This is a genomic window from Rathayibacter sp. AY1A3 (assembly GCF_002930975.1).
Classification (GTDB): domain Bacteria; phylum Actinomycetota; class Actinomycetes; order Actinomycetales; family Microbacteriaceae; genus Rathayibacter.
Map to the genome: position 1 here is coordinate 144847 of NZ_PSTO01000004.1, position 20132 is coordinate 164978.

Below are 20132 nucleotides of genomic sequence, written 5' to 3' on the forward strand. Positions count from 1 at the left end.
GGACCGGGAAGGCCTCCGCCGGGGCTCGGCGTCCGCCCCGGCCGCAGGTGGCAGGATGGCGAGGCGCGTCCCGATCGGCGGACGCCCGGATCCGATGAGGACCACGCCATGGAGATCAGCTTCGCCGCATCAGACCGCTCCACGCTCGGGATCGAGTGGGAGGTCGCGATCGTCGACCGGCAGACGGGCGATCTCGCCAACGTCGCCGATGTGGTGCTGGAGGCGCTCCGCAGCGACGACGGCGCCCCGCACCCGCACATCACCGGCGAGCTCCTGCGCAACACGGTCGAGCTGGTCTCCGGCGTGCACACCTCCGTCCGCGACGCGGTCGCCGACCTGCAGGACCAGCTGCGGCAGGTGCGCGAGATCACCGACCCCATGGGACTCGACCTCGTGTGCTCGGGCACGCACCCGTTCGCGCAGTGGTTCGACCAGGCCATCACGGACAAGGAGCGGTACCACCGCCTCATCGACCGGACCCAGTGGTGGGGCCGGAACATGATGATCTGGGGCATCCACGTGCACGTCGGCATCGAGCACCGCGACAAGGTGCTCCCGATCCTCAACTCCCTGCTCGACTACTACCCGCACCTGCAGGCGCTCTCGGCGTCGAGCCCGTTCTGGGGCGGAGTCGACACGGGCTACGCCTCGAACCGCGCGCTGCTGTTCCAGCAGCTGCCGACGGCGGGCCTGCCTCCGCAGTTCGGCGCCTGGGCGAACTACGAGGAGTACGTCGACGACATGATGCGCACCGGCGTCATCGACGATCACACGGAGGTCCGCTGGGACATCCGCCCCTCGCCGCAGTGGGGCACTCTCGAGATGCGCGCGTGCGACGGCCTCTCCTCCGCGGAGGAGATCGGAGCGGTCGCCGCGCTGATCCAGTGCCTCGTCGAGCACCTCTCGTCGCGGCTGGACGCGGGCGAGGACCTTCCGACGATGCAGCCCTGGTACGTGCGCGAGAACAAGTGGCGCGCGGCCCGCTACGGGCTCGACGCCGAGATCATCCTCGACGCCGCCGGAGCGGAGCGGCTGGTCACCGACGACATCCGCGACCTGCTCGTCACCCTCGCACCGGTCGCCGAGCGTCTCGACTGCGTGAAGGAGCTCGGCGACGTCGAGCTGATCCTGGTCGCGGGGGCGAGCTACCAGCGCCAGCTGCGGACGGCGGCGGCGAACGACGGCGACCTCAAGGCGGTGGTCCGGGCGCTCGCGGGCGAGTTGCGCGACGGGCTCCGGGATCCCCGCTCATGACGCGTCCCGTCCTCCTCGCCGCAGCCGCGATCGGCGCGCTGGCCCTCGGCCTCGCCGGCTGCTCGTCCTCGACGACGACCGGCCCGGCGACCGCGTCCCCCGCCGGCACCGCCACTCCCCTCCCGACCGTCACCGCCGATCCGCTGCCGCTCTCGATCGGCGGCTCTCTTCCCGCCGGCTCCCGGGTGACGATCGTCGGCGACAGCATCGTGCGCGGTCTGACGGTCGACCCGGAGCAGGCCTGGCCCGCTCTCGTCGGCGACGACCTCGGCTGGGAGGTCACGAACCTGGGCTGCGACGGCGGCGGCTTCATCGAGCCGGGCGACTGCGGCGTCGCGATCGGCGACCGCGCGGAGGAGATCGCCGACACCCGGCCCGACGCGATCGTGCTGATCGCCAGCAGCAACGACCTGGGCTGGGATCCGGAGGACGTGGACGCCGCGATCGGGCCGGCAGTGGACGCGATCGTGTCCGCCTCGCCCTCGGCCCGGCTCATCGCGCTCGACTCGGTCTGGGGCCCCGACCCGCGTCCCTCCGATCTCGACGAGTACGACGCGGCGCTGGTCGAGGCCGTGACTGCCGCCGGCGGCGGTGCGCTCGAGTACCCGGACCCCCTCCGCGAGGACGGGCTGCTCGGCGAGGACGGCGTGCATCCCACCGTCGAGGGCCAGCGCGCCCTGGCAGACGCGTTCGAGGTGGCGGCCGAGAAGTCCGGCCTCGCCCGGGCGGTGCCGACGGGACAGAAGGCGACGGACGCGCCGCCGGCCTGACTCCGACGCGGGGCGCCGCCCTGACGGCGCCCCGCCGGGTCAGCGCGCGGTGCTGTTCCGGCCGTCGCGCCAGCCGAGCAGGTCGCGCACGGGCGCGAGATCGATGTCCGGACCGGTGATGCCGAGCGTGAACAGGCGGGCGCCCAGGTCGTACTGCTGGTCGAGCACGTCGAAGGAGGCGTCGCCGACACCGCCGCGCACGCTCGCGCCGGTCGAGATCTCGATCGCCGCCGGGTCGCGGTCGACGCGGCCGCACCACTCCGAGAGCACGCCGAGCTTGCGCTCGAGCGTCGGGACGTCCGAGAAGCTGTGCCAGATGTCGGCGTGCTCGGCGACGATCCGCAGCGTCTTCTTCTCGCCGCCGCCGCCGATCATCACCGGGATGTCGCGTGTGGGCGCCGGGTTGAGCATCGACCACCGGCTGCGGATGCGCGGCATCGCCTCGGAGAGCTCGTCGAGGCGGGAGCCGGGAGTGCCGAACTCGTAGCCGTACTCCTCGTAGTCGCGCTCGAACCAGCCCGAGCCGATGCCGAAGATCAGACGGCCCTCGGCGCCCTTGGCGCTGATGTGGTCGACCGTGCGCGCCATGTCGGCGAGGAGGTCGGGGTTCCGGTAGCTGTTGCAGGTGACCAGCGGACCGAACTCGATGCGGCTGGTCTGCTCGGCCCAGGCCGCGAGCATGCTCCAGCCCTCGAAGTGCAGGCCGTTCGGCTCTCCCGAGAGCGGGAAGAAGTGGTCCCAGTTGAAGGCGATGTCGACGCCGAGATCCTCGAGCTCGGCGAGCGTGTCGCGGATGACCTCGTAGGGGACGTGCTGCGGTGCGATCTGGACGCCGATGCGGACGGGGCGCGCGTGTGCGGTTGTCATGCCCTCACGCTAGCGAGCGGTGCGCCTCACGGGGATCCCCGCTGCGGCCCCCGGAGGGACGGCGCGCTACTCCCCCGCCGGGTCCGGCGACGCCGAGGGCGCCTCGTCGCTCGTGGAGCGGGCGAGCTTGACGACGGTGGCCCCCTCGTCGTCGAACAGACGGAGCCGTCCGCCGTCGATCGAGGCCATCGCCGCCTCCGAGAAGATCATCGGCAGTGCGACGCCGTCGCAGGCGATCAGCGTGCTCGGCCCGGCCGACACGGTGAGGGCGCCCTCCTGGTCGATCGACCACTCGCCCTGCGCGCCGTTGCAGCCGTCGGAGCCCGTCCAGGTCCCGTCCTCCGCGATCAGGAGGAACGGCACGTCGGGCGCGTCGTAGGAGACGCCCGTCACCCAGCGGCCGACCAGGTCCTCCGGGGAGGGCGCCGTCATCGCGTCGACCCCGGAGCCCTCGGCGCAGCCGGTGAGCCCGAGCACGGCCGCGAGGACGAGGATCCCGCCCGCGCGTCCGGCCGCGACCCGCCTCATCGCCCGAGGAGCTTCTGCAGCTGCTCGAGCTCCTCCGGCGTGGGCTGGGCGCCCTTGCCGGCGCCGCCGCCCAGCCCGAAGCCGGAGCCGCCCGCGTCGCCCGGGCGGGGCCCGGAGGTGATCGCCGCGTTCTCGGCCGCGCGCTTGGCGGGGTTGCCGGACTTGCTGCTCTTCTTCTTCTGCGGCTTCGGGCGGCCCTGGTAGCCGGCGCCGGGCACGGGGCCCATGCCGGGGACCGAGGGCATGCCGCCCTTGGCGACCGTCTTCATCATCTTGGCGGCCTGCTCGAAGCGCTGGACGAGCTGGTTGACGTCCGTGACCGTCATGCCGGAGCCGCGGGCGATGCGCAGGCGCCGCGAGCCGTTGAGCAGCTTCGGGTTGACCCGCTCCGCCTTCGTCATCGACTGGATGATCGCCTCGGTGCGCACGATCTCGCGCTCGTCGAACTGGTCGAGCTGCTCTCGCATGCCCTTCGCGCCGGGCAGCATGCCGATCATCTTCTTGATCGAGCCCATGTTGCGCAGCTGCTGCATCTGGCCGAGGAAGTCGTCGAGGGTGAACGTGTCCCCCATGATCTTCTCGGCGATCTTGCGCGCCTCGTCCTCGTCGAACGCGGACTGGGCCTGCTCGATGAGGGTCAGCACGTCGCCGAGGTCGAGGATGCGGCTCGCCATGCGGTCGGGGTGGAACTGCTCGAAGTCGTCGAGCGACTCGCCCGTGGAGGCGAAGAGGATCGGGCGGCCGGTGAGCGAGGCGACCGAGAGCGCCGCGCCTCCGCGGGCGTCGCCGTCGAGCTTGGAGAGGACGACGCCGGTGAAGTCGACTCCCTCCTGGAAGGCCTTGGCGGTCGCGACCGCGTCCTGGCCGATCATCGCGTCGATGACGAACAGGACCTCGTCGGGGTTCGTGACGCGGCGGATGTCCGCGGCCTGCTTCATCATGTCGGCGTCGACGCCGAGGCGTCCGGCCGTGTCGATGATGACCGTGTCGTACTGCTTGTCGGTCGCGAAGCGGATCGCGTTCTGAGCGACCTTGACCGGGTTGCCGACGCCGTTGCCCGGCTCCGGCGCGTAGACCGCGACTCCGGCCTGCTCGCCGACGACCTGCAGCTGCTGCACGGCGTTGGGGCGCTGGAGGTCGGCCGCGACGAGCAGCGGGGTGTGGCCGTCCTTGCCGAGGTACTTGCCGAGCTTGCCCGCGAGGGTCGTCTTGCCCGCGCCCTGGAGGCCGGCGAGCATGATGACGGTCGGCGGGCGCTTGGCGAACTCGAGCCGGCGCGACTGCCCGCCGAGGATCGCGACGAGCTCCTCGTTGACGATCTGGACGACCTGCTGGGCCGGGTTGAGCGCCTTGTTGACCTCGTCGCCGAGGGCGCGCTCGCGCACCTTGCCGGTGAACTCCTTCACGACCTCCAGCGCGACGTCGGCGTCGAGGAGGGCCCGCCGGATCTCGCGGACGGTGCCGTCGACGTCCGACGCGGAGAGCTTGCCCTTCGTCCGGAGGTTCTTGAAGGTCTCGACGAGTCGATCGGAGAGGGTGCCGAAAGTAGCCATGATGCCCGGAATTCTACCGGAGGCCCGGAGCGTCGGCGGGCGGGGCCGCCGATCGGCTCGCGATCGGCGCGATCACCGCGGAGCGGATTAACTGGTCCGGGTCCAAGAACAGGGTTAGGGTGGCCCGGTGATCGAGACACTGGTGGCGGGCGACTCCGCGGAACCCCTGGACTACGCCGACGGCTGGGAGCTGCAGCGCCGCCTGCACGCCGAGGTGGTGGCGGGCTCGAGGCCGGACACCCTCGTGCTCTGCGAGCACTCCTCCGTCTACACCGCCGGCAAGCGCACCGAGGCGCACGAGCGCCCGGACGACGGCTCGCCCGTGGTCGACGTCGACCGCGGAGGGCGGATCACCTGGCACGGCCCGGGGCAGCTCGTCGGCTACCCGATCGTGCGGCTCGGCGAGCCCGTCGACGTGGTCGCCTACGTCCGCTCGCTGGAGGGCGTGCTGATCGCCGCTCTCGACGACCTGGGCGTGCAGGGGCGGCGCGTCGACGGGCGCTCGGGAGTGTGGATCCCGAGGGACGGCGGCGCCGACAAGATCGCCGCGATCGGCATCCGCGTCGCCTCGGGCGTGACGATGCACGGATTCGCCCTCAACGTCTCGAACAGCCTCGAGCCCTACGCCCGCATCGTCGCCTGCGGCATCGCCGACGCCGGAGTGACCACGCTCGAGCGCGAGCGCGGCGAGGCTCCGCCCATGGAGGCGGTGCGGGCGCGGGTGGCGGCGCGCTTCTCGGAGGCGGCGCCCGCCTTCTCCGCCCGGATCGAGGAGGTCGCCGCATGAGCGCCGAGGCGGGCGGCCGCAAGCTCCTGCGGCTGGAGATCCGCAACGCCGAGACGCCGATCGAGCGCAAGCCCGAGTGGATCCGCACGAAGGCCTCGATGGGCCCGGAGTACCGGCAGCTGCAGTCGCTGGTGAAGAGCGAGGAGCTGCACACCGTCTGCCAGGAGGCGGGCTGCCCCAACATCTTCGAGTGCTGGGAGGACCGCGAGGCGACCTTCCTCATCGGGGGCGCCCAGTGCACCCGCCGCTGCGACTTCTGCCAGATCGACACCGGGAAGCCCGCGGACTACGACGCGGACGAGCCCCGGCGCGTCGGCGAGTCCGTGGCGCGGATGAACCTCCGCTACGCGACCGTCACCGGAGTCGCCCGCGACGACCTGCCGGACGAGGGCTCCTGGCTCTACGCCGAGACCATCCGCCAGATCCACGCCCAGGCTCCGGGCACGGGGGTCGAGATCCTGGTCCCGGACTTCACCGGCCGCGCCGAGCACCTGCAGAGGGTGTTCGACGCGGAGCCGGAGGTGTTCGCCCACAACGTCGAGACGGTGCCGCGGATCTTCAAGCGCATCCGGCCGGCCTTCCGCTACGAGCGCTCGCTCGACGTGCTCACCCAGGGCCGGGAGGCGGGGCTGATCACGAAGTCGAACCTCATCCTCGGCATGGGCGAGGAGCGGGAGGAGATCTCGCAGGCGCTGCAGGACCTCCACGACGCCGGCACCGACATCGTGACCATCACGCAGTACCTCCGCCCGACGCCGCGGCATCTACCGGTGGACCGCTGGGTGCACCCGGAGGAGTTCGTGGCGATCAAGGAGGAGGCCGAGGACATCGGCTTCCTCGGCGTCCTCGCGGGGCCCCTGGTCCGCTCCTCCTACCGGGCCGGCCGGCTCTGGGCGCGCTCGATGGAGTCGAAGGGGCTGCCGGTCCCGGAGCACCTGCGCCACCTCGCCGACGCGGCGCTGGGCTTCTCGCAGGCCGTGTAGCCCGCCACCGGGACGGCGCCGGCGCGTCGTCCCGGGCGGGGCCGCTCAGCTGACGAGCTGCTGGGCGAAGACGTGGGGGGTGAAGCCGGTGAGGTCGCCGATGCCCTCGCCCTGGCCGACGAGCTTGATCGGGATGCCGGTGCGCTCCTGGACCGCGAGGACGAAGCCGCCCTTCGCGGAGCCGTCGAGCTTGGTGATGACCAGGCCGGTGACGCCTGCGTGCTCGATGAACGCCTCGGCCTGGCTCAGCCCGTTCTGACCGGTCGTCGCGTCGAGCACGAGCAGGATCTCGGAGATCGGGGCCTGCTTCTCGATGACGCGCTTGATCTTCGTGAGCTCGTCCATCAGCCCGCCCTTGGTGTGCAGGCGGCCGGCCGTGTCGATGATGACCATCTCGACGCCGGTGTCCTTCGCGAACTGCACGGTCTGGAAGGCGACGGACGCCGGATCCTGGCGCTCCTGCTGCGGGCGGACGATCTGGGCGTCGGCGCGCTGCGCCCAGGTGGCGAGCTGGTCGACCGCCGCGGCGCGGAAGGTGTCGGCCGCGCCGACCACGACGCTCCGGCCGTAGTTGCGGAGGAACTTGGCGAACTTGCCGATGGTCGTGGTCTTGCCGACGCCGTTCACGCCGACCACGAGGATCACGGCGGGGCGCTCGCTGAGCTTGAGGGTCGTGTCGTACTTCGACAAGCGCTCCTCGAGGGACTCGCGGAGCATCCGCTGCAGGTCGCGCGGGTCGGTGGTGGAGTAGCGGGCGACCTTGGCGCGGAGGTCGTCGACGATCTCCTCGGTGATGTCGGGGCCGAAGTCGGCGGTGATCAGCGCCGTCTCGAGGTCGTCCCAGGTCTGGTCGTCGATCGTGCGCTTCTCGAACAGGCCGCGCAGTGCGCGGCCGAGCGACCAGGAGGTGCGTTCTGCCATGGGTCCAGGCTACCGGCGGGCGCGCCTCCGAGCGGTCGGGGAGGCGGGTTCAGGCCGGGGGCGCGGCGACGCGCTGGCCGACGACGGCCGAGACGCCGTCCTGCCGCATCGACACGCCGTAGAGGGCGTCCGCGATCTCCATGGTCCGCTTCTGGTGGGTGATGACGATCAGCTGGCTCGAGGTGCGCAGGTCCTCGAAGATGCTGAGCAGTCGGCCGAGATTCGCGTCGTCGAGAGCGGCCTCCACCTCGTCCATGATGTAGAAGGGGCTCGGCCGCGACTTGAAGATGGCGACCATGAACGCCACGGCCGCGAGCGAGCGCTCCCCTCCGGAGAGGAGCGACAGCCGCTCGATCTTCTTGCCGGCCGGCCGCACCGCGACCTCGATGCCGGTGGTGAGCAGGTTCTCCGGGTCGGTCAGCCGGATGCTGCCGGTGCCGCCGGGGAAGAGGACGGGGAACACGTCCGCGAACGCCGCCTGCGTGTCGTCGAACGCGGAGGCGAACACGGTCTGCATCGTCTCGTCGAGCTCCTCGATGATGGTGAGCAGGTCGCGCCGGGTCCCGGTGAGGTCGGCCAGCTGCTCGGTCAGGAACGCGTGCCGCTGCTCCAGCGCGGCGAACTCCTCCAGCGCGAGCGGGTTGACGCGGCCCAGCTGCCCGAGCTGCTTCTCGGCCTTCTCGAGGCGGCGGCGCTGCTCCTCGCGGACGTAGGGCCGCGGCTCCTGCTCCACGTCCGTCTCGTCGGGGACGCCGACTCCGGGACCGTACTCCTCCACCAGCACGTCCTCGGTGAGCCCGAGCTCGGACGCGGCGCGCTCGAGCAGACCGGTGAGCTGCAGCCTCTTCTCGTAGATCTGCAGCTCGAGGCCGTGGACGCTCTCGGTGACGGACTGGAGCCGGTCGCGCACGCTCCCCTCCTCGCGGCGGAGCCCCTGCAGCTCGGCGTTCTGCTGCGAGCGCGCCGACTCGGCCGCGACGAGCTCGGCCCGGGCCTGCTGGACGGAGCGGTCGACGGAGGCGAGGACGGCGGGGAGCGCGGCGGTCACCTCGGCCGCCGCGTCGCGCTGGCGACGGCGGATCACGGCGCGGCGCGCGGCCTCGTCGGCGGCGGCGCGGTCGGCGGCCAGCTGGCGGGCCAGCGCCTCCCCGCGGGACTGCTCCGCCCGCACCCGCTCCTTGGCGGTCTCGACGCCGAGCCGCGCCTCGATCTCGCGCTCGCGTGCGGTGTCGACGTCGCGCTGCAGACCGTCGCGGGCGCTCGCGTCGAGCACCGGCCGAGGCCGGGCGCGCGCGGCGTCGAGCGCCGACCTCGCCTCCTGGGCCGCGCGCTCGGCGTCGCCGACCCGGTCCGAGGCGACGGCCAGCGCCCTCGAGCCCCGGCCGTGCTCGGCGGTGGCCGCCTCGAGCTGGGCGCGCACGCCGCCGAGCCGCTCGGTGTGGGCGGCACGGGCGGCGTCGTGCTCGCGGAGGGCCGAGAGCGCGCTCGCGGCCTGCTCCTTCGCGCCGCGGAGCGCACCGGTCTGCTCGGCGAGCTCGAAGCGGAGCCGGTCGATCCCGCCCTCGACCTCCTCCAGCCGGGCGGCGGCCGAGTCGCGCTCGGAGACGAGCTCGATCCGGCTGCGCTGCCCGCCGGAGCCGGCGCTCTGCACGGCGTCGGAGACGGTCGCGCCGTCGCGGGTGACCAGGACGGTGCCCGGATCGATGCCCTCTCTCAGGCGCCGCGCCGCGGCGAGGTCCTCGACCACGAGCACGCGCTCGAGGAGCGAGAGGACCCCGGCCGGCGCCGTGACGAGGTCGCCCGCGCGTTCCGCCCCCTCGGGAACGGCGAGAGCGACGTGCGGCCGGGTGGCGTCGGCGACCAGCAGCTCGACGTGTCCGAGGTCGCGCTCCAGCGCGGCGTCCAGAGCCGCGTCGGCCCGGGCGGTCGACTCGACCAGCACGGCGTCGGCGACCGCGCCGAGGGCGGCGGCGATCGCGGCCTCGGAGCCCGGCCGCACCTGGATCCGCTCGGCGACCCGGCCGCGCACCCCCTCGATCCGGGCGGCGATCAGCTCGGCCGAGCCGTCCGAGACGTCGAGGGCCAGCGACAGGGCACCCGTGCGGGCGGCCAGCGCCTCGCGCTCGCGCTCCAGGGCGTGCAGCTCCTCGCGCAGCCGCTCGATTCCGGCCTCGGCGGCCGAGACCGCGGACTGGGCGAGCTCGTAGCTTTCGTCGAGGCCGCCGTCGGGGCCGCGGCCCGCGTCGCCCAGCTCGGCCTCCAGAGCGTCGAGCGCCCGCCGCGCCGCCTCCTTCCGCCGGTCGGCCGCGTCGAGGGTGTTCTGCGCGCGCAGGACCTCGCCCCGGACGGACGCGAGACCGGAGGCGGCGGTGTCGGCCTGCCCCGAGAGGGTGGAGAGCTCGAGGTCGTAGCGCGAGACGAGGGCCGCCTGCGCGGCGATCTCCTCGTCGACCGCGTCGAGGGCGGAGCGGGCGGCGACGGTCGTGCCCTGCGCCTGGACCCACGCCGACTCCGCGTCGAGGACGGCCTGCCGCAGGCGCTCGAGCTCGACCCGCGCCTCCTCCACCTGCCCCGGCGTCACGCGCGGCTGGATCTGCGGCTGCTCGGACTCGAGCTCGAGCATCGCGAGCCGCTGCCCGGCGAGGGCCGAGAGGTTGCGCAGCCGCTCCTGCACCGACTCCAGCTCGAACGAGGTGCGCCGGGCGTCGTCGACCGCGTCGCCGACCGCCTCCGCCTCGATCCGCGCTCGCCGGAGCGTCGCCTGCTCGAGCCGCTGCTGCAGGACCACCCGCTCGCTGTGCCGCTCGCTCTCGGTGCGGGCGAAGCCGTCCAGAGCGGTCCGGAGCGCGACCACGTCGTCCGCGAGCAGGCGCGCCCGGGCGTCGCGCACCACGGCGGCGATCGTCTGCGCCTGCCGTGCGACCTCGGCCTGGCGCCCGAGGGGCTTGAGCTGGCGCCGGATCTCGCCCGCGAGGTCGGAGAGGCGGGTCAGGTTCGCCTGCATCGCCTCGAGCTTGCGGAGCGTCTTCTCCTTGCGGCGTCGGTGCTTGAGGATCCCGGCGGCCTCCTCGATGAACCCGCGCCGCTCCTCGGGGGTCGCGTGCAGCACGGCGTCGAGCTGTCCCTGCCCCACGATGACGTGCATCTCGCGCCCGAGACCGGAGTCGCTCAGAAGCTCCTGCACGTCGAGCAGCCGGCAGCCGCGTCCGTTGATCGCGTACTCGCTGCCGCCGTTGCGGAAGAGGGTCCGGGTGATCGTCACCTCGGTGTACTCGATCGGCAGGGCGCCGTCCGAGTTGTCGATGGTGAGCGCGACCTCGGCGCGGCCGAGGGGTCCGCGGGTGGAGGTGCCCGCGAAGATGACGTCCTCCATCTTGCCGCCGCGGAGCGTCTTCGCCCCCTGCTCCCCCATCACCCAGGCGAGCGCGTCGACGACGTTGCTCTTGCCCGAGCCGTTGGGGCCGACGACGCAGGTGACCCCCGGCTCGAAGGCGAACGTGGTCGGCTGAGCGAAGGACTTGAACCCCTTGAGGGTCAGGCTCTTCAGGTACACCCGGCCGCCTCGCTCCCGTCCACAACGCCTCCACGGTAGCCGACGGCCGCGGCCGGGCCGGGAGGCGGAGCCCCGACCGGCCGACGGACCGCCGCGATCCCGCACCGGAACAGGCGCAGGAGGCCGCCGCGGGCGCCGGGACGTGCACACTGGGGTGGTGAACCGCACCCCCGACCCGGCGCTCCGGATCCGCGAGCTCGCGATCCCCGAGGCCGTGGGCGCCGACGGCTGGAGCGACTTCCTCGCCCTGACCGCGATCGGCGACGCGGTGGGGACCGCCCCGGACTGCCGGGCCGTCTCCACCTGGAACGCCGAGGAGAACCGACCGATGCTCGCCGTGAACGAGGCCGTCGGCTTCACCCCCGTCGCCCACGAGGGCCAGTGGAGGAAGGAGCTCTCATGACCCCGCTCGTCGAGCCCGGACCGCCGCTGACCGCCGCCGAGCGCGAGCGGTTCGCCCGGCAGATCCGCCTGGCGCCCCTCGGGGAGCTCGGACAGCGGCGCCTCCGGAACGCGCGCGTGCTGATCCTCGGCGCGGGCGGCATCGGCTCGCCGGTGATCACGGCGCTCGCCGCGGCCGGGATCGGGCGGCTCGGCATCGTGGACGGCGACGTCGTCGAACTCTCGAACCTGGCGCGGCAGACGGCGCACGACGACTCCTCGGTGGGCCGGTCGAAGGCGGAGTCGGCGGCGGCGACCGCGCGGCGGCTCTCCCCCGGCATCGACGCCCGGGCCTTCCCGGTGTCGCTGACCTCGGCCAACGTCGACGCCCTGGTGGCGGGCTGGGACGTCGTGGTCGACGGCTTCGACACCTTCGGCGCGCGCTACCTCGCCTCGGACGCGACGACGCGCGCCGGGATCCCGCACGTGTGGGGATCGGCACTCGGCTTCGACGGGCAGCTCTCGACCTTCTGGGCCGGCGCCCCGGGCGGAGGGGTGACCCTGCGCGCGCTGCACCCCGAGGCCGAGGACGCGGGCGACAGCTGCTCGACGGTGGGCGTGCTGGGCGCGCTCTGCGCGCTGATCGGCTCGGCCATGGCGGCCGAGGTCGTGAAGCTCGTGACCGGGGCGGGCGAGCCGCTGTTCGGTCGCGTCCTCGTGCACGACGCTCTCGACTCCTCCTGGGCCGAGCTCCCTCTCGAGCGGCGGGTGCCGCCGGTCCCGGAGCGGCGGGCCGCGGCGGGCTCGATCACGGCGGCCGAGCTGCGGGAGCGGCTGGCCGGGCCGACGCCCCCGACCGTCGTCGACCTCCGCGAGGACGACGAGGACCGGTCCGTCGCGGTGCCCGGTGCCGTGCGGATGCCGATGTCGCGCTTCGACCCCGCCGCTCTGCCGGCCGGTCCGCTCGTGCTGCACTGCGCCTCCGGGGTCCGGTCGCGTCTCGCAGCGGAGCGCGCGGCGGCGGCGGGCGTGGCGTCCGACTCGCTCGACGGCGGGATGGCGTCGTGGCGGGAGCGGTGACCCGAGCCGCGGCCTCGTGCGCCGCGGAACGGGAGGGGTGAGGCGCACCCAGCGCCCTGCCGATCGGCGACCCGGGATGTTCGGTGCTCGCAGCGGAGAGGATCCGTCCTTCTCCGCGGATCAGGGCGGAGCAGTGTCCGAAGCTGAGCGGCGGTGGCGTGCTCGCGGCCACCGTTCCGAGGAGAGCACCCATGCCGACGCCTTCACCGCACTCCGCGCGGCAGGCGGCGCTGCTCGATCCTCCCGACCCGCCCGACCCCGGCGCGGAGGCGTGATGCCCGAGGTCTGGAGTCCCGCCGAGAGGCGGCTGCGTCGGCTCGGCTGGATTCCGCGGCGCCCCCTGCCGCGAGGTGCCGTCTGCGACGCGATCGTCTCGCCGCGCCTCAGCCTCACCCGCGCCTGGCTGCAGACCGGGGAGTTCGAGGTCCTCCCCCATCCCGGGAGGCTCCGCGTGCTCTTCAGCCTCGACGGGACCGGCCGCCTCTCCGCCCGGGGCCGCGACCACCGGCTCCCGGCCGGCAGCGCTCTCGTGACCCGCGCCTCGACGGTGCAGTACGCGGCGGCGGTCAGTCCGTGGGCGCGCTTCGAGTGGCAGCTGCGCCCCTCGGTGCTCCGCGCGAGCGAGTTCGCCTCGCTCACGGACCGGGTCCTCGCCCTCCCCGAGGCCTACTGGCGCGCACTCACCGGTGCGGCGAACACCGTCCTCACTTTCGGCGTCGAGCCCTCGGACGCGGCCTTCGAGCACTTCGAGATCGCGAGCGAGCACCTCCTGGCCTCGGCCTTCTCGGCGCTGCTGCCCTCCCCCGACCGGGAGGACCGGTCCCCCGCCGCCGTGTACGCGAACGGCACGCGCCTGATCGAGCGGCACTACCGCGACCGCTCCTTCACTGTGGAGATGCTCGCGGAGCGCCTCGGCGTGTCGGTCAGCCACCTGCACCGGGCGTTCTCGGCCGCCGGCACCACCCCTCGTCAGCGGATCGAGCGCGCACGGGCCTTCGAGGCGCAGCGCCTCCTCGACGAGCTCGGCCCGCGGGCGGCGGCGGACCTGGACCGCGTGGCGCGGTCGGCCGGCTTCAGCTCGCGGATCCACATGCAGCGGACCCTCCGCCGGATCGACGACGCGAGCTGACGTGGGCCGCCGCGTCCCCCGCGCCGGACGGGCTCCCGGCGAGGAGGCGGCCTGAGCGGCTCCCCCGGTCCGGCGGCGCGACGGAACGTCCACGGTCGGGCATGGAACCTCGTCGCGGCCCGTTCCGCGTCGACCGGAGGCCGGACGTTCGGCAGGATCGGCGCGTCCACCACCCCTCGCACGAAAGAAAGAAAAGGAACACCATGACGGACACCAACGCCCTGGACCCGACGGCAGCGCACTCGCGCTCCCTCCCACCGCGGATCGACTCGACCCGCGGGGGGCCCGCCCGGCGGACGATCATGTCGGGTGCGGCCTGGTCCGTCCCCGTCGTCGCCGCGGCGGTCGCGACCCCCGCGGCCGCCGCGTCCACCGGCCTCACCCTCGCCTTCGACGCCCCGGCGTACTCCTTCCCCGCCTGCACCACGAGAACGGTCTCCGTCCTCGCCACGACCAACGGCGCTCCCGCTGCCGGCGACACGGTCACCATCACTCTCCCCGCCGGCCTGACCAGCGGCGGCGCGCAGACCGTCAGGGCGACGACCGGCGCGGACGGACGCGTGAGCATCCCGGTCACGGCCGGGAACGTGGCGCAGAACGGCATCACCCTCTCCGCCGTCTCCGGCGCCGCGGGCGCGACGGCGACCGCGAGCACCACCGCGACCACGGGGACCGCCGTCCGGTACGTCACCGACGGCGGACGGACGACGACGGAGTCGAACGGCAACGTGCCCTCGGGAGCCAAGACCGTCGGACCCCGGTACTACCTGACGGAGTCGGGCGAGCTCTATCACGGCGGGGGGCGGATCGCGCGCGGCGTCACCAGCGTCCAGGGCTTCCGCGACGAGCAGAACCGCGACGTCGCCGACTTCGTCGTCGACGGCGTCTTCTACCGCTTCGTCACCGGAGAGGCCGCGCCGAAGGCCATCGGGAGCGGCGTGCCGGCCGGATCGACGGTCCATGCGCCCGCCTTCTACGTCACACCGAACGGCGAGCTGCGGCGCGCCGGCGGAGCCCTCGTGACCACCGGAGTGACGAGCGCGGACTCCTTCCGCGACCAGAGCAACAACGACGTCATCGACGTGATCGTCGGCTCGGAGCTCGTCCGCTACATCTCCTCCACGAAGAACCAGGTCTACGCCAGGAACGTTCCGGCAGGATCGACGGCCTTGGCGCCCTCGTACCACCTGACGCCGGACGGGCGCCTCTTCAACAGCAGCATCCTGGTCGCCACCGGGGTGACCAGTGCCGACGCCTACCGCGATCGACAGAACCGTGACGTCGTGGACGTGATCCAGAACGGCGCTCTCGTCCGGTACGGCGCGTTCGCGGACAGGACGCAGCCGCAGATCCGCGTCGCCTCCGGTGTGCCCTCCGACGCCACCATCTACGCGCCGGACGCCTACGTGACCCGGGACGGCCGGGCCTTCGTCAGCGGCGTGCTGGTCGCCACCGGAGTCTCCTCGGCGTTCGGATTCCTCGACGTGCAGAACCGCAACGTGCTCGACACGATGACCAACGTCCTGTGCCCGTGACGCACGGGATCGGCCGCTGATCCGGTCCTGCCCCGCCGCACGCGGGTCCGAGGGAGGCGTCCCGCGGGTCCCTGTGCGGCGGGACAGGACCAGTCCGTCCTCGGGATGCAGCGTCCTCCAGAAGCGCGGACGCACCTGCTGCGGACCGCCCGGAGCGGACGCACCGGCCCGGTCGAGGACGGCTCGTCACGGAGGGCTCTTCGGGGTCAGCCGCCGGCGAACGGCGGCAGGACGTCGACCGCGGCATCGGGACGCAGCGGCGTGGCCCTGTCCGCGGTCGACACGCCGTCGACCAGGTAGGTGCACCGTGCGAGCACGTCGGCGGCCGAGGGCGCGGAGGCGACGAGTCTCTCCTCGAGAGCGCCCAGGTCGGGCACCTCGTCGAGCTCGTCGGAACCACGGCCGAGGGCGGCCTTGGCCGCCGCGAAGTAGCGGACCCGCATGCTCATCCGCCGATCGCGCTCATCGTGCGCTCGGGCTGCACGAAGCCCGCCCTGTTCATCTCGTGTCCCGCGGGCTTGGCCCACATCGCCCCGCGCCAGAGCTGGGCGACCTCGTGGTCGTCCGCGCCCGCGCGCATCGGGCCGAGCAGGTCCGTCTCCTCGTTCGAGAAGAGGCAGCTGCGGACACCTCCCTCGGCGGTGAGCCGGGTGCGGCGGCAGTCGTCGCAGAAGTTCTCGGTGACGGACGCGATGATCCCCACCTGGCCGAGCACCTCGGACCCCCCGGCCTCGCGGACGTCGAAGAGCTCGGCGGGGGCGCCGTCGCGGGGGGCCGGGTGCGGGCTGAGCGAGAAGCGCTCCGAGAGCAGCGCCCGGATGTCCGCGGCGGTGATCATGGTCGCGCGGTCCCAGCCGTGGTCGGCGTCGAGCGCCATCTGCTCGATGAAGCGGAGCTGGTGGCCTCCCGCGAGGGCCCAGGCGAGCAGCTCCGGGGCCTCGTGGTCGTTGATCCCGGGCAGGAGCACCGCGTTGATCTTGGTCTGGTCCAGGCCGGCGGGACCGAGCGCGTCGATGCCCGCGAGCACGCGGTCGAGGAACGGGCGACGGGTGACCTTCGCGAAGGTCTCGGCGCAGATCGAGTCGAGCGAGACGTTGACGCGGTTCAGGCCGGCGTCGGCGAGCGCCGCCGCCCGACCCGACAGGCCGATCGCGTTCGTGGTGAGCGAGATCTCGGGGCGCGGGTCGAGGGAGGCGACGTCGCGGATGATGTCGACGAGGTCCTTGCGCAGGAGCGGCTCGCCGCCGGTGAAGCGGATCTGGCGGACGCCGAACTGCTCCACGGCGATGCGCGCGAGGCGGAGGATCTCCTCACGGCTGAGCAGGGACGCGGGCGGCTGGAACGGCAGGCCCTCCGCCGGCATGCAGTAGGTGCAGCGCAGATTGCACTTGTCCGTCAGCGAGATCCGCAGATCGTCCGCGACGCGCCCGTAGGTGTCCAGGAGGAGCGGGGTGGCGGGGCGGTCGGCCGGGAGGACCGCGCTGCGCTGTCGGGGCCGGAAGCCCGGGATCCCCAGTGCTGTGCTCATCCGCTCACACTACGCCGCGGAACCGGGCGCGACCCGGCAAGATGGACTCGGTCCCGCCGCCGGTCGGGCTCCGCCGCTCGCGAGAGGACACGATGACCTCGATCGACCTGCACGCCGCCCGGGTGCGGGCGCTGCTCGCGCCGCTGGCCACGCGGGGCGCCCGCGAGACGCTGAGCCTGGAGCCGGCCGCCGTCGCCGCCGATCCGGGCGCGTACGACCGGCGGGTCCTCGCCCGCTCCGTCGACTCCCCGCTCGACCTGCCGCGCTTCGACAACTCGCAGATGGACGGCTTCGCGGTGCGGGCGGCCGACCTCGACGCGGCGGCGCCGGAGCATCCCGTCGCCCTGCCCGTCTCGGCGCCGATCCCCGCGGGCGACCGGGCGCCGCGGCACGAGCCCGGCACGGCGACACCGATCATGACCGGCTCGCCGCTGCCGGAGGGGGCCGACGCCGTCGTCCCGGTCGAGCGCGTCGATCCTCCGCGCTTCCCCGCGGCGGGCAGCGTCGCCTTCGCGCACCCGGTGGTGCCGGCGACCTTCGTCCGAGCCCGGGGCAGCGACGCCCGCCGCGGCGAGCTCGCCCTCCCGGCCGGCACGGTCCTCCGCGCGGCCCACTACGGACTCCTCGCCTCCCTCGGGCTGACCGAGGCGGAGGTGCTGCCGCGACTCCGGGTGCTCGTCGTCCCCACCGGCAACGAGATCCGTCCCGCAGGCGCCGTCCTCGAGGAGGCGCAGATCCACGACGCGAACGGCGCCCTGCTGGCCGAGGCCGTCCGCGAAGCGGGCGCGCTGCCCGTCGTCGCCGCCTGCACGAGCGATCGGGCCGAGGACCTCCTGGCGCTGCTCGAGGAGCACGCGGGCGCGGCCGACCTGGTGATCACGGTCGGCGGTGTCAGCGCGGGCGCCTACGAGGTCGTCCGCGACGCGCTCGGCCCGGCGGGCTCGGAGTTCGGCCACGTCGAGATGCAGCCGGGCGGCCCGCAGGGCCTCGGTCTCGTGCGCGTGGCCGAGGGGCTGCACCTGCCGGTCGTCTCGCTTCCCGGGAACCCGGTGAGCGCCCTGGTCTCGTTCGAGGTGTTCCTCCGGCCCGTGCTGCGCTCGCTCGCGGGACGGACGCCCGCCGAGCGGCCGCGGCTCCGTGCGCGCCTCGGCACGGCGCTCGACTCGCCCGCGCACCTGCACCAGATCCGCCGCGGAGTCCTCGACGACGAGGGCTTCGTGCACCCGGTGGGCGGGCCCGGCTCGCACCTGCTGGCGTCCTACGCCCGCTCCACCGTGCTCATCCACGTCCCCGTCGGGACGGGCCACGCAGCGACCGGCGACACGGTCGAGATCTGGAGGATCGATGACTGAGAGCGATCGGCTCACCCATGTGCGCGGCGACGGAGCCGTGCACATGGTCGATGTGAGCGCGAAGGAGGTCACGGCGCGCACCGCCGTCGCCGAGGGCTACGTCGAGACCTCGCCCGAGGTGGTGCGGCTCCTCGAGCAGGGCGAGCTGACCAAGGGCGAAGCGCTCGGCGTGGCGCGGATCGCCGGGATCCTCGGCGCGAAGGCGACCTCGACCCTCATCCCGCTCTGCCACCCGCTGGCGCTGGACGGCGTCGACGTGGACCTCGAGCCGCAGGACAGCCGCGTCCGGATCGAGGCGCGCGTGCGCACGACCGGGCGCACCGGCGTCGAGATGGAGGCGCTGACCGCGGTCAGCGTGGCCGCCCTCACGGTCTACGACATGATCAAGGCGGTCGATCGCGGTGCCGCGATCACCGGTATCCGTGTGCTCGCGAAGGCGGGCGGGAGGAGCGGCTCGTGGACGAGCGGAGGAACCCCGTGACGCGGCGGGCGGTGGCGGTCGTCGCCTCCACCCGTGCCGCCTCCGGCGTGTACGAGGACCGGACGGGACCGGCGCTCGAGGCCTGGTTCACCGCCCGCGGCTGGGAGTCCCGGGTGGTCGTCGTGGCCGACGGCGACGCGGTGGGCGAGGCGATCGCCGACGCCATCGGCAGCGGAGTCGACGTGGTCGTGACCACCGGCGGGACGGGCGTCGCCCCGAGCGACGTCACCCCGGAGCAGACCGCCCCCCTCCTGGAGCGGCCCCTGCCCGGCCTCGCCGAGGCGGTGCGCGCCAAGGGCGCCGCCCACGTCCCGACCGCCGTGCTCAGCCGCGGGCTCGCCGGCGTCAGCGGCCGCACCGTCGTGGTGAACCTCCCCGGCTCGCCCGGCGGCGTCCGCGACGGGATCGACGTGCTCGACCCGGTGATCGGGCACCTGCTCGACCAGCTCGGAGGCGGCGACCATGCCCGCTGAGCCGGTCGCCCTCGCCCGGCTCGCGGCCGAGGCCATCACCGTCGACGAGTGCGAGCAGGCGGTCGACTCCCCGACGCACGGCGCCGTCGTGACCTTCGCGGGCGTCGTCCGCGACCACGACGAGGGCCGCGGCGTGCTCCGGCTGTCCTACGAGGCGCACCCGGACGCCCCCGCCGCACTCCTCGCCTCCGCCCGCCGCATCGCCGACCGCTGGCCCGACGTCCGGATCGCCGCCGTGCACCGGGTCGGCGACCTCGTGGTCGGCGACCTCGCCCTCGCCTGCGCCGTGGCCTCGGCCCACCGCGCGGCGGCCTTCGAAGCCTGCGCGGCACTGGTCGACGACATCAAGGCGTCGGTACCGATCTGGAAGGAGCAGTCCTTCGTCGACGGCAGCTCGGAGTGGGTCGCGAGCCTCGGCTGATCTTCCTTCGAGCCCGTCCCCGCCGGGCTCGGCGCGGTCGGCCGGAGAGGGTGGCCACGTTTCGCAGAGCGGGGAGCGATCGCCTAGATCGATCCGCTGGCACGCGGATCGATCGTTCGGCTCGGGGGTGTTTCACACCGAGCCCGTCCCCGCCGGGCTCGGCGCGGTCGCGGTGCTCGTCCCCGAGCCCGTCCCGGCCGGGCTCGGCGCAGTCGGCTTTCCAGGGCGGCTGCGATTCGCAGAGCGGGGGACGACCGCCTAGATCGATCCGCTGGCACGCGGATCGATCGTTCGGCTCGACCTTCCTGATCTCCGAGCCCGTCCCCGCCGGGCTCGGCACAGTCGGCTTTCCGGCGTGGTCACGTTTCGCAGAACGGGGAGCGATCGCCTAGATCGATCCGCTGGCACGCGGATCGATCGTTCGGCTTGGGGGAGAGCGAGGGGGTGGCGGGTCGACATCGGGAGGTCGCCCACTGATCCGCAAGGGCGGGGCCCGGGGTGTGGCGCAGCGGATGGCGGATCCGCCGGGGGGACGG

General features: G+C 73.7%; 19 protein-coding genes. 12 read left to right on the forward strand and 7 right to left on the reverse strand.

Annotated elements, in window-relative coordinates:
• Positions 1-108 precede the first annotated feature (108 nt).
• Together C5C10_RS03320 and C5C10_RS03325 are read left to right on the forward strand one after the other, a co-directional pair.
• Positions 109-1254, forward strand: a complete 1146-nt coding sequence (locus tag C5C10_RS03320) for a glutamate--cysteine ligase (RefSeq protein WP_104328502.1) — start codon at positions 109-111, stop codon at positions 1252-1254.
• Positions 1251-2024, forward strand: coding sequence for an SGNH/GDSL hydrolase family protein (locus C5C10_RS03325; RefSeq protein ID WP_104269063.1), 774 nt, complete (start codon positions 1251-1253; stop codon positions 2022-2024). The genes C5C10_RS03320 and C5C10_RS03325 overlap by 4 nt, the downstream gene beginning before the upstream one ends.
• A 39-nt stretch (positions 2025-2063) precedes the next feature.
• Here the strand turns inward: C5C10_RS03325 and C5C10_RS03330 are convergent, their stop codons facing one another.
• From C5C10_RS03330 to ffh, 3 genes are all read right to left on the reverse strand, one after another.
• Complete coding sequence (locus C5C10_RS03330) at positions 2064-2891, reverse strand: LLM class F420-dependent oxidoreductase (RefSeq protein ID WP_104223915.1); 828 nt, start codon at positions 2889-2891, stop codon at positions 2064-2066.
• A 66-nt stretch (positions 2892-2957) separates the two neighbouring features.
• On the reverse strand, positions 2958-3419 hold the full coding sequence (locus C5C10_RS03335; protein WP_104260572.1) for an META domain-containing protein: 462 nt from the start codon (positions 3417-3419) through the stop codon (positions 2958-2960).
• Positions 3416-4972, reverse strand: a complete 1557-nt coding sequence (ffh, locus tag C5C10_RS03340; RefSeq protein WP_104226882.1) for a signal recognition particle protein — start codon at positions 4970-4972, stop codon at positions 3416-3418. The genes C5C10_RS03335 and ffh overlap by 4 nt, the downstream gene beginning before the upstream one ends.
• 127 nt (positions 4973-5099) lie before the next feature.
• Here ffh and lipB point away from each other — a divergent pair, with 127 nt between their 5' ends.
• Positions 5100-5759, forward strand: coding sequence for a lipoyl(octanoyl) transferase LipB (gene lipB / locus C5C10_RS03345; protein WP_104328503.1), 660 nt, complete (start codon positions 5100-5102; stop codon positions 5757-5759).
• On the forward strand, positions 5756-6742 hold the full coding sequence (gene lipA, locus C5C10_RS03350) for a lipoyl synthase (protein ID WP_104292199.1): 987 nt from the start codon (positions 5756-5758) through the stop codon (positions 6740-6742). The genes lipB and lipA overlap by 4 nt, the downstream gene beginning before the upstream one ends.
• Positions 6743-6787: 45 nt before the next feature.
• Here lipA and ftsY read toward each other — a convergent pair whose 3' ends face one another.
• Together ftsY and smc are read right to left on the reverse strand one after the other, a co-directional pair.
• A complete protein-coding gene (ftsY, locus tag C5C10_RS03355) occupies positions 6788-7663 on the reverse strand; it encodes a signal recognition particle-docking protein FtsY (RefSeq protein ID WP_104223920.1) in 876 nt (291 codons plus the stop codon).
• A gap of 49 nt (positions 7664-7712) precedes the next feature.
• On the reverse strand, positions 7713-11216 hold the full coding sequence (gene smc, locus C5C10_RS03360) for a chromosome segregation protein SMC (RefSeq protein WP_104328504.1): 3504 nt from the start codon (positions 11214-11216) through the stop codon (positions 7713-7715).
• Between the two features lie 157 nt (positions 11217-11373).
• Here smc and C5C10_RS18345 point away from each other — a divergent pair, with 157 nt between their 5' ends.
• The 4 genes from C5C10_RS18345 (at position 11374) to C5C10_RS03380 (ending at position 15341) form a co-directional block, all read left to right on the forward strand.
• Complete coding sequence (locus C5C10_RS18345) at positions 11374-11619, forward strand: hypothetical protein (RefSeq protein WP_181073375.1); 246 nt, start codon at positions 11374-11376, stop codon at positions 11617-11619.
• Complete coding sequence (locus tag C5C10_RS03370) at positions 11616-12677, forward strand: ThiF family adenylyltransferase (RefSeq protein WP_104232484.1); 1062 nt, start codon at positions 11616-11618, stop codon at positions 12675-12677. Before C5C10_RS18345 ends, C5C10_RS03370 begins: the two co-directional genes overlap by 4 nt.
• Positions 12678-12951: 274 nt before the next feature.
• Positions 12952-13806, forward strand: coding sequence for an AraC family transcriptional regulator (locus tag C5C10_RS03375; protein WP_146082098.1), 855 nt, complete (start codon positions 12952-12954; stop codon positions 13804-13806).
• Positions 13807-14009: 203 nt separating this feature from the next.
• A complete protein-coding gene (locus C5C10_RS03380) occupies positions 14010-15341 on the forward strand; it encodes a hypothetical protein (protein ID WP_104328505.1) in 1332 nt (443 codons plus the stop codon).
• A gap of 206 nt (positions 15342-15547) precedes the next feature.
• Here the strand turns inward: C5C10_RS03380 and C5C10_RS03385 are convergent, their stop codons facing one another.
• Both C5C10_RS03385 and moaA read right to left on the reverse strand, forming a co-directional pair.
• Positions 15548-15790: a MoaD/ThiS family protein gene (locus C5C10_RS03385; RefSeq protein ID WP_104223924.1), complete on the reverse strand. Its 243-nt coding sequence runs from the start codon at positions 15788-15790 to the stop codon at positions 15548-15550.
• Positions 15787-16869 carry a GTP 3',8-cyclase MoaA gene (gene moaA / locus C5C10_RS03390; protein ID WP_104328506.1) on the reverse strand — a complete coding sequence of 361 codons (1083 nt, stop codon included), beginning with the start codon at positions 16867-16869 and terminating at the stop codon, positions 15787-15789. Before moaA ends, C5C10_RS03385 begins: the two co-directional genes overlap by 4 nt.
• 92 nt (positions 16870-16961) lie before the next feature.
• On the opposite strand from moaA, the gene glp reads away from it, so the two are divergent.
• Genes glp through C5C10_RS03410 form a run of 4 tightly spaced genes read left to right on the forward strand, consistent with a single transcriptional unit; the run spans position 16962 to position 19596 of the window.
• A complete protein-coding gene (gene glp / locus C5C10_RS03395) occupies positions 16962-18221 on the forward strand; it encodes a gephyrin-like molybdotransferase Glp (RefSeq protein WP_104328516.1) in 1260 nt (419 codons plus the stop codon).
• A complete protein-coding gene (gene moaC, locus C5C10_RS03400; RefSeq protein ID WP_104328507.1) occupies positions 18214-18702 on the forward strand; it encodes a cyclic pyranopterin monophosphate synthase MoaC in 489 nt (162 codons plus the stop codon). Before glp ends, moaC begins: the two co-directional genes overlap by 8 nt.
• The gene (locus C5C10_RS03405; protein WP_258060381.1) at positions 18678-19175 is read left to right on the forward strand and encodes a molybdenum cofactor biosynthesis protein B; all 498 of its coding nucleotides are present in this window, start codon (positions 18678-18680) and stop codon (positions 19173-19175) included. The genes moaC and C5C10_RS03405 overlap by 25 nt, the downstream gene beginning before the upstream one ends.
• A complete protein-coding gene (locus tag C5C10_RS03410; protein WP_104247639.1) occupies positions 19165-19596 on the forward strand; it encodes a molybdenum cofactor biosynthesis protein MoaE in 432 nt (143 codons plus the stop codon). Before C5C10_RS03405 ends, C5C10_RS03410 begins: the two co-directional genes overlap by 11 nt.
• Positions 19597-20132: the final 536 nt, after the last annotated feature.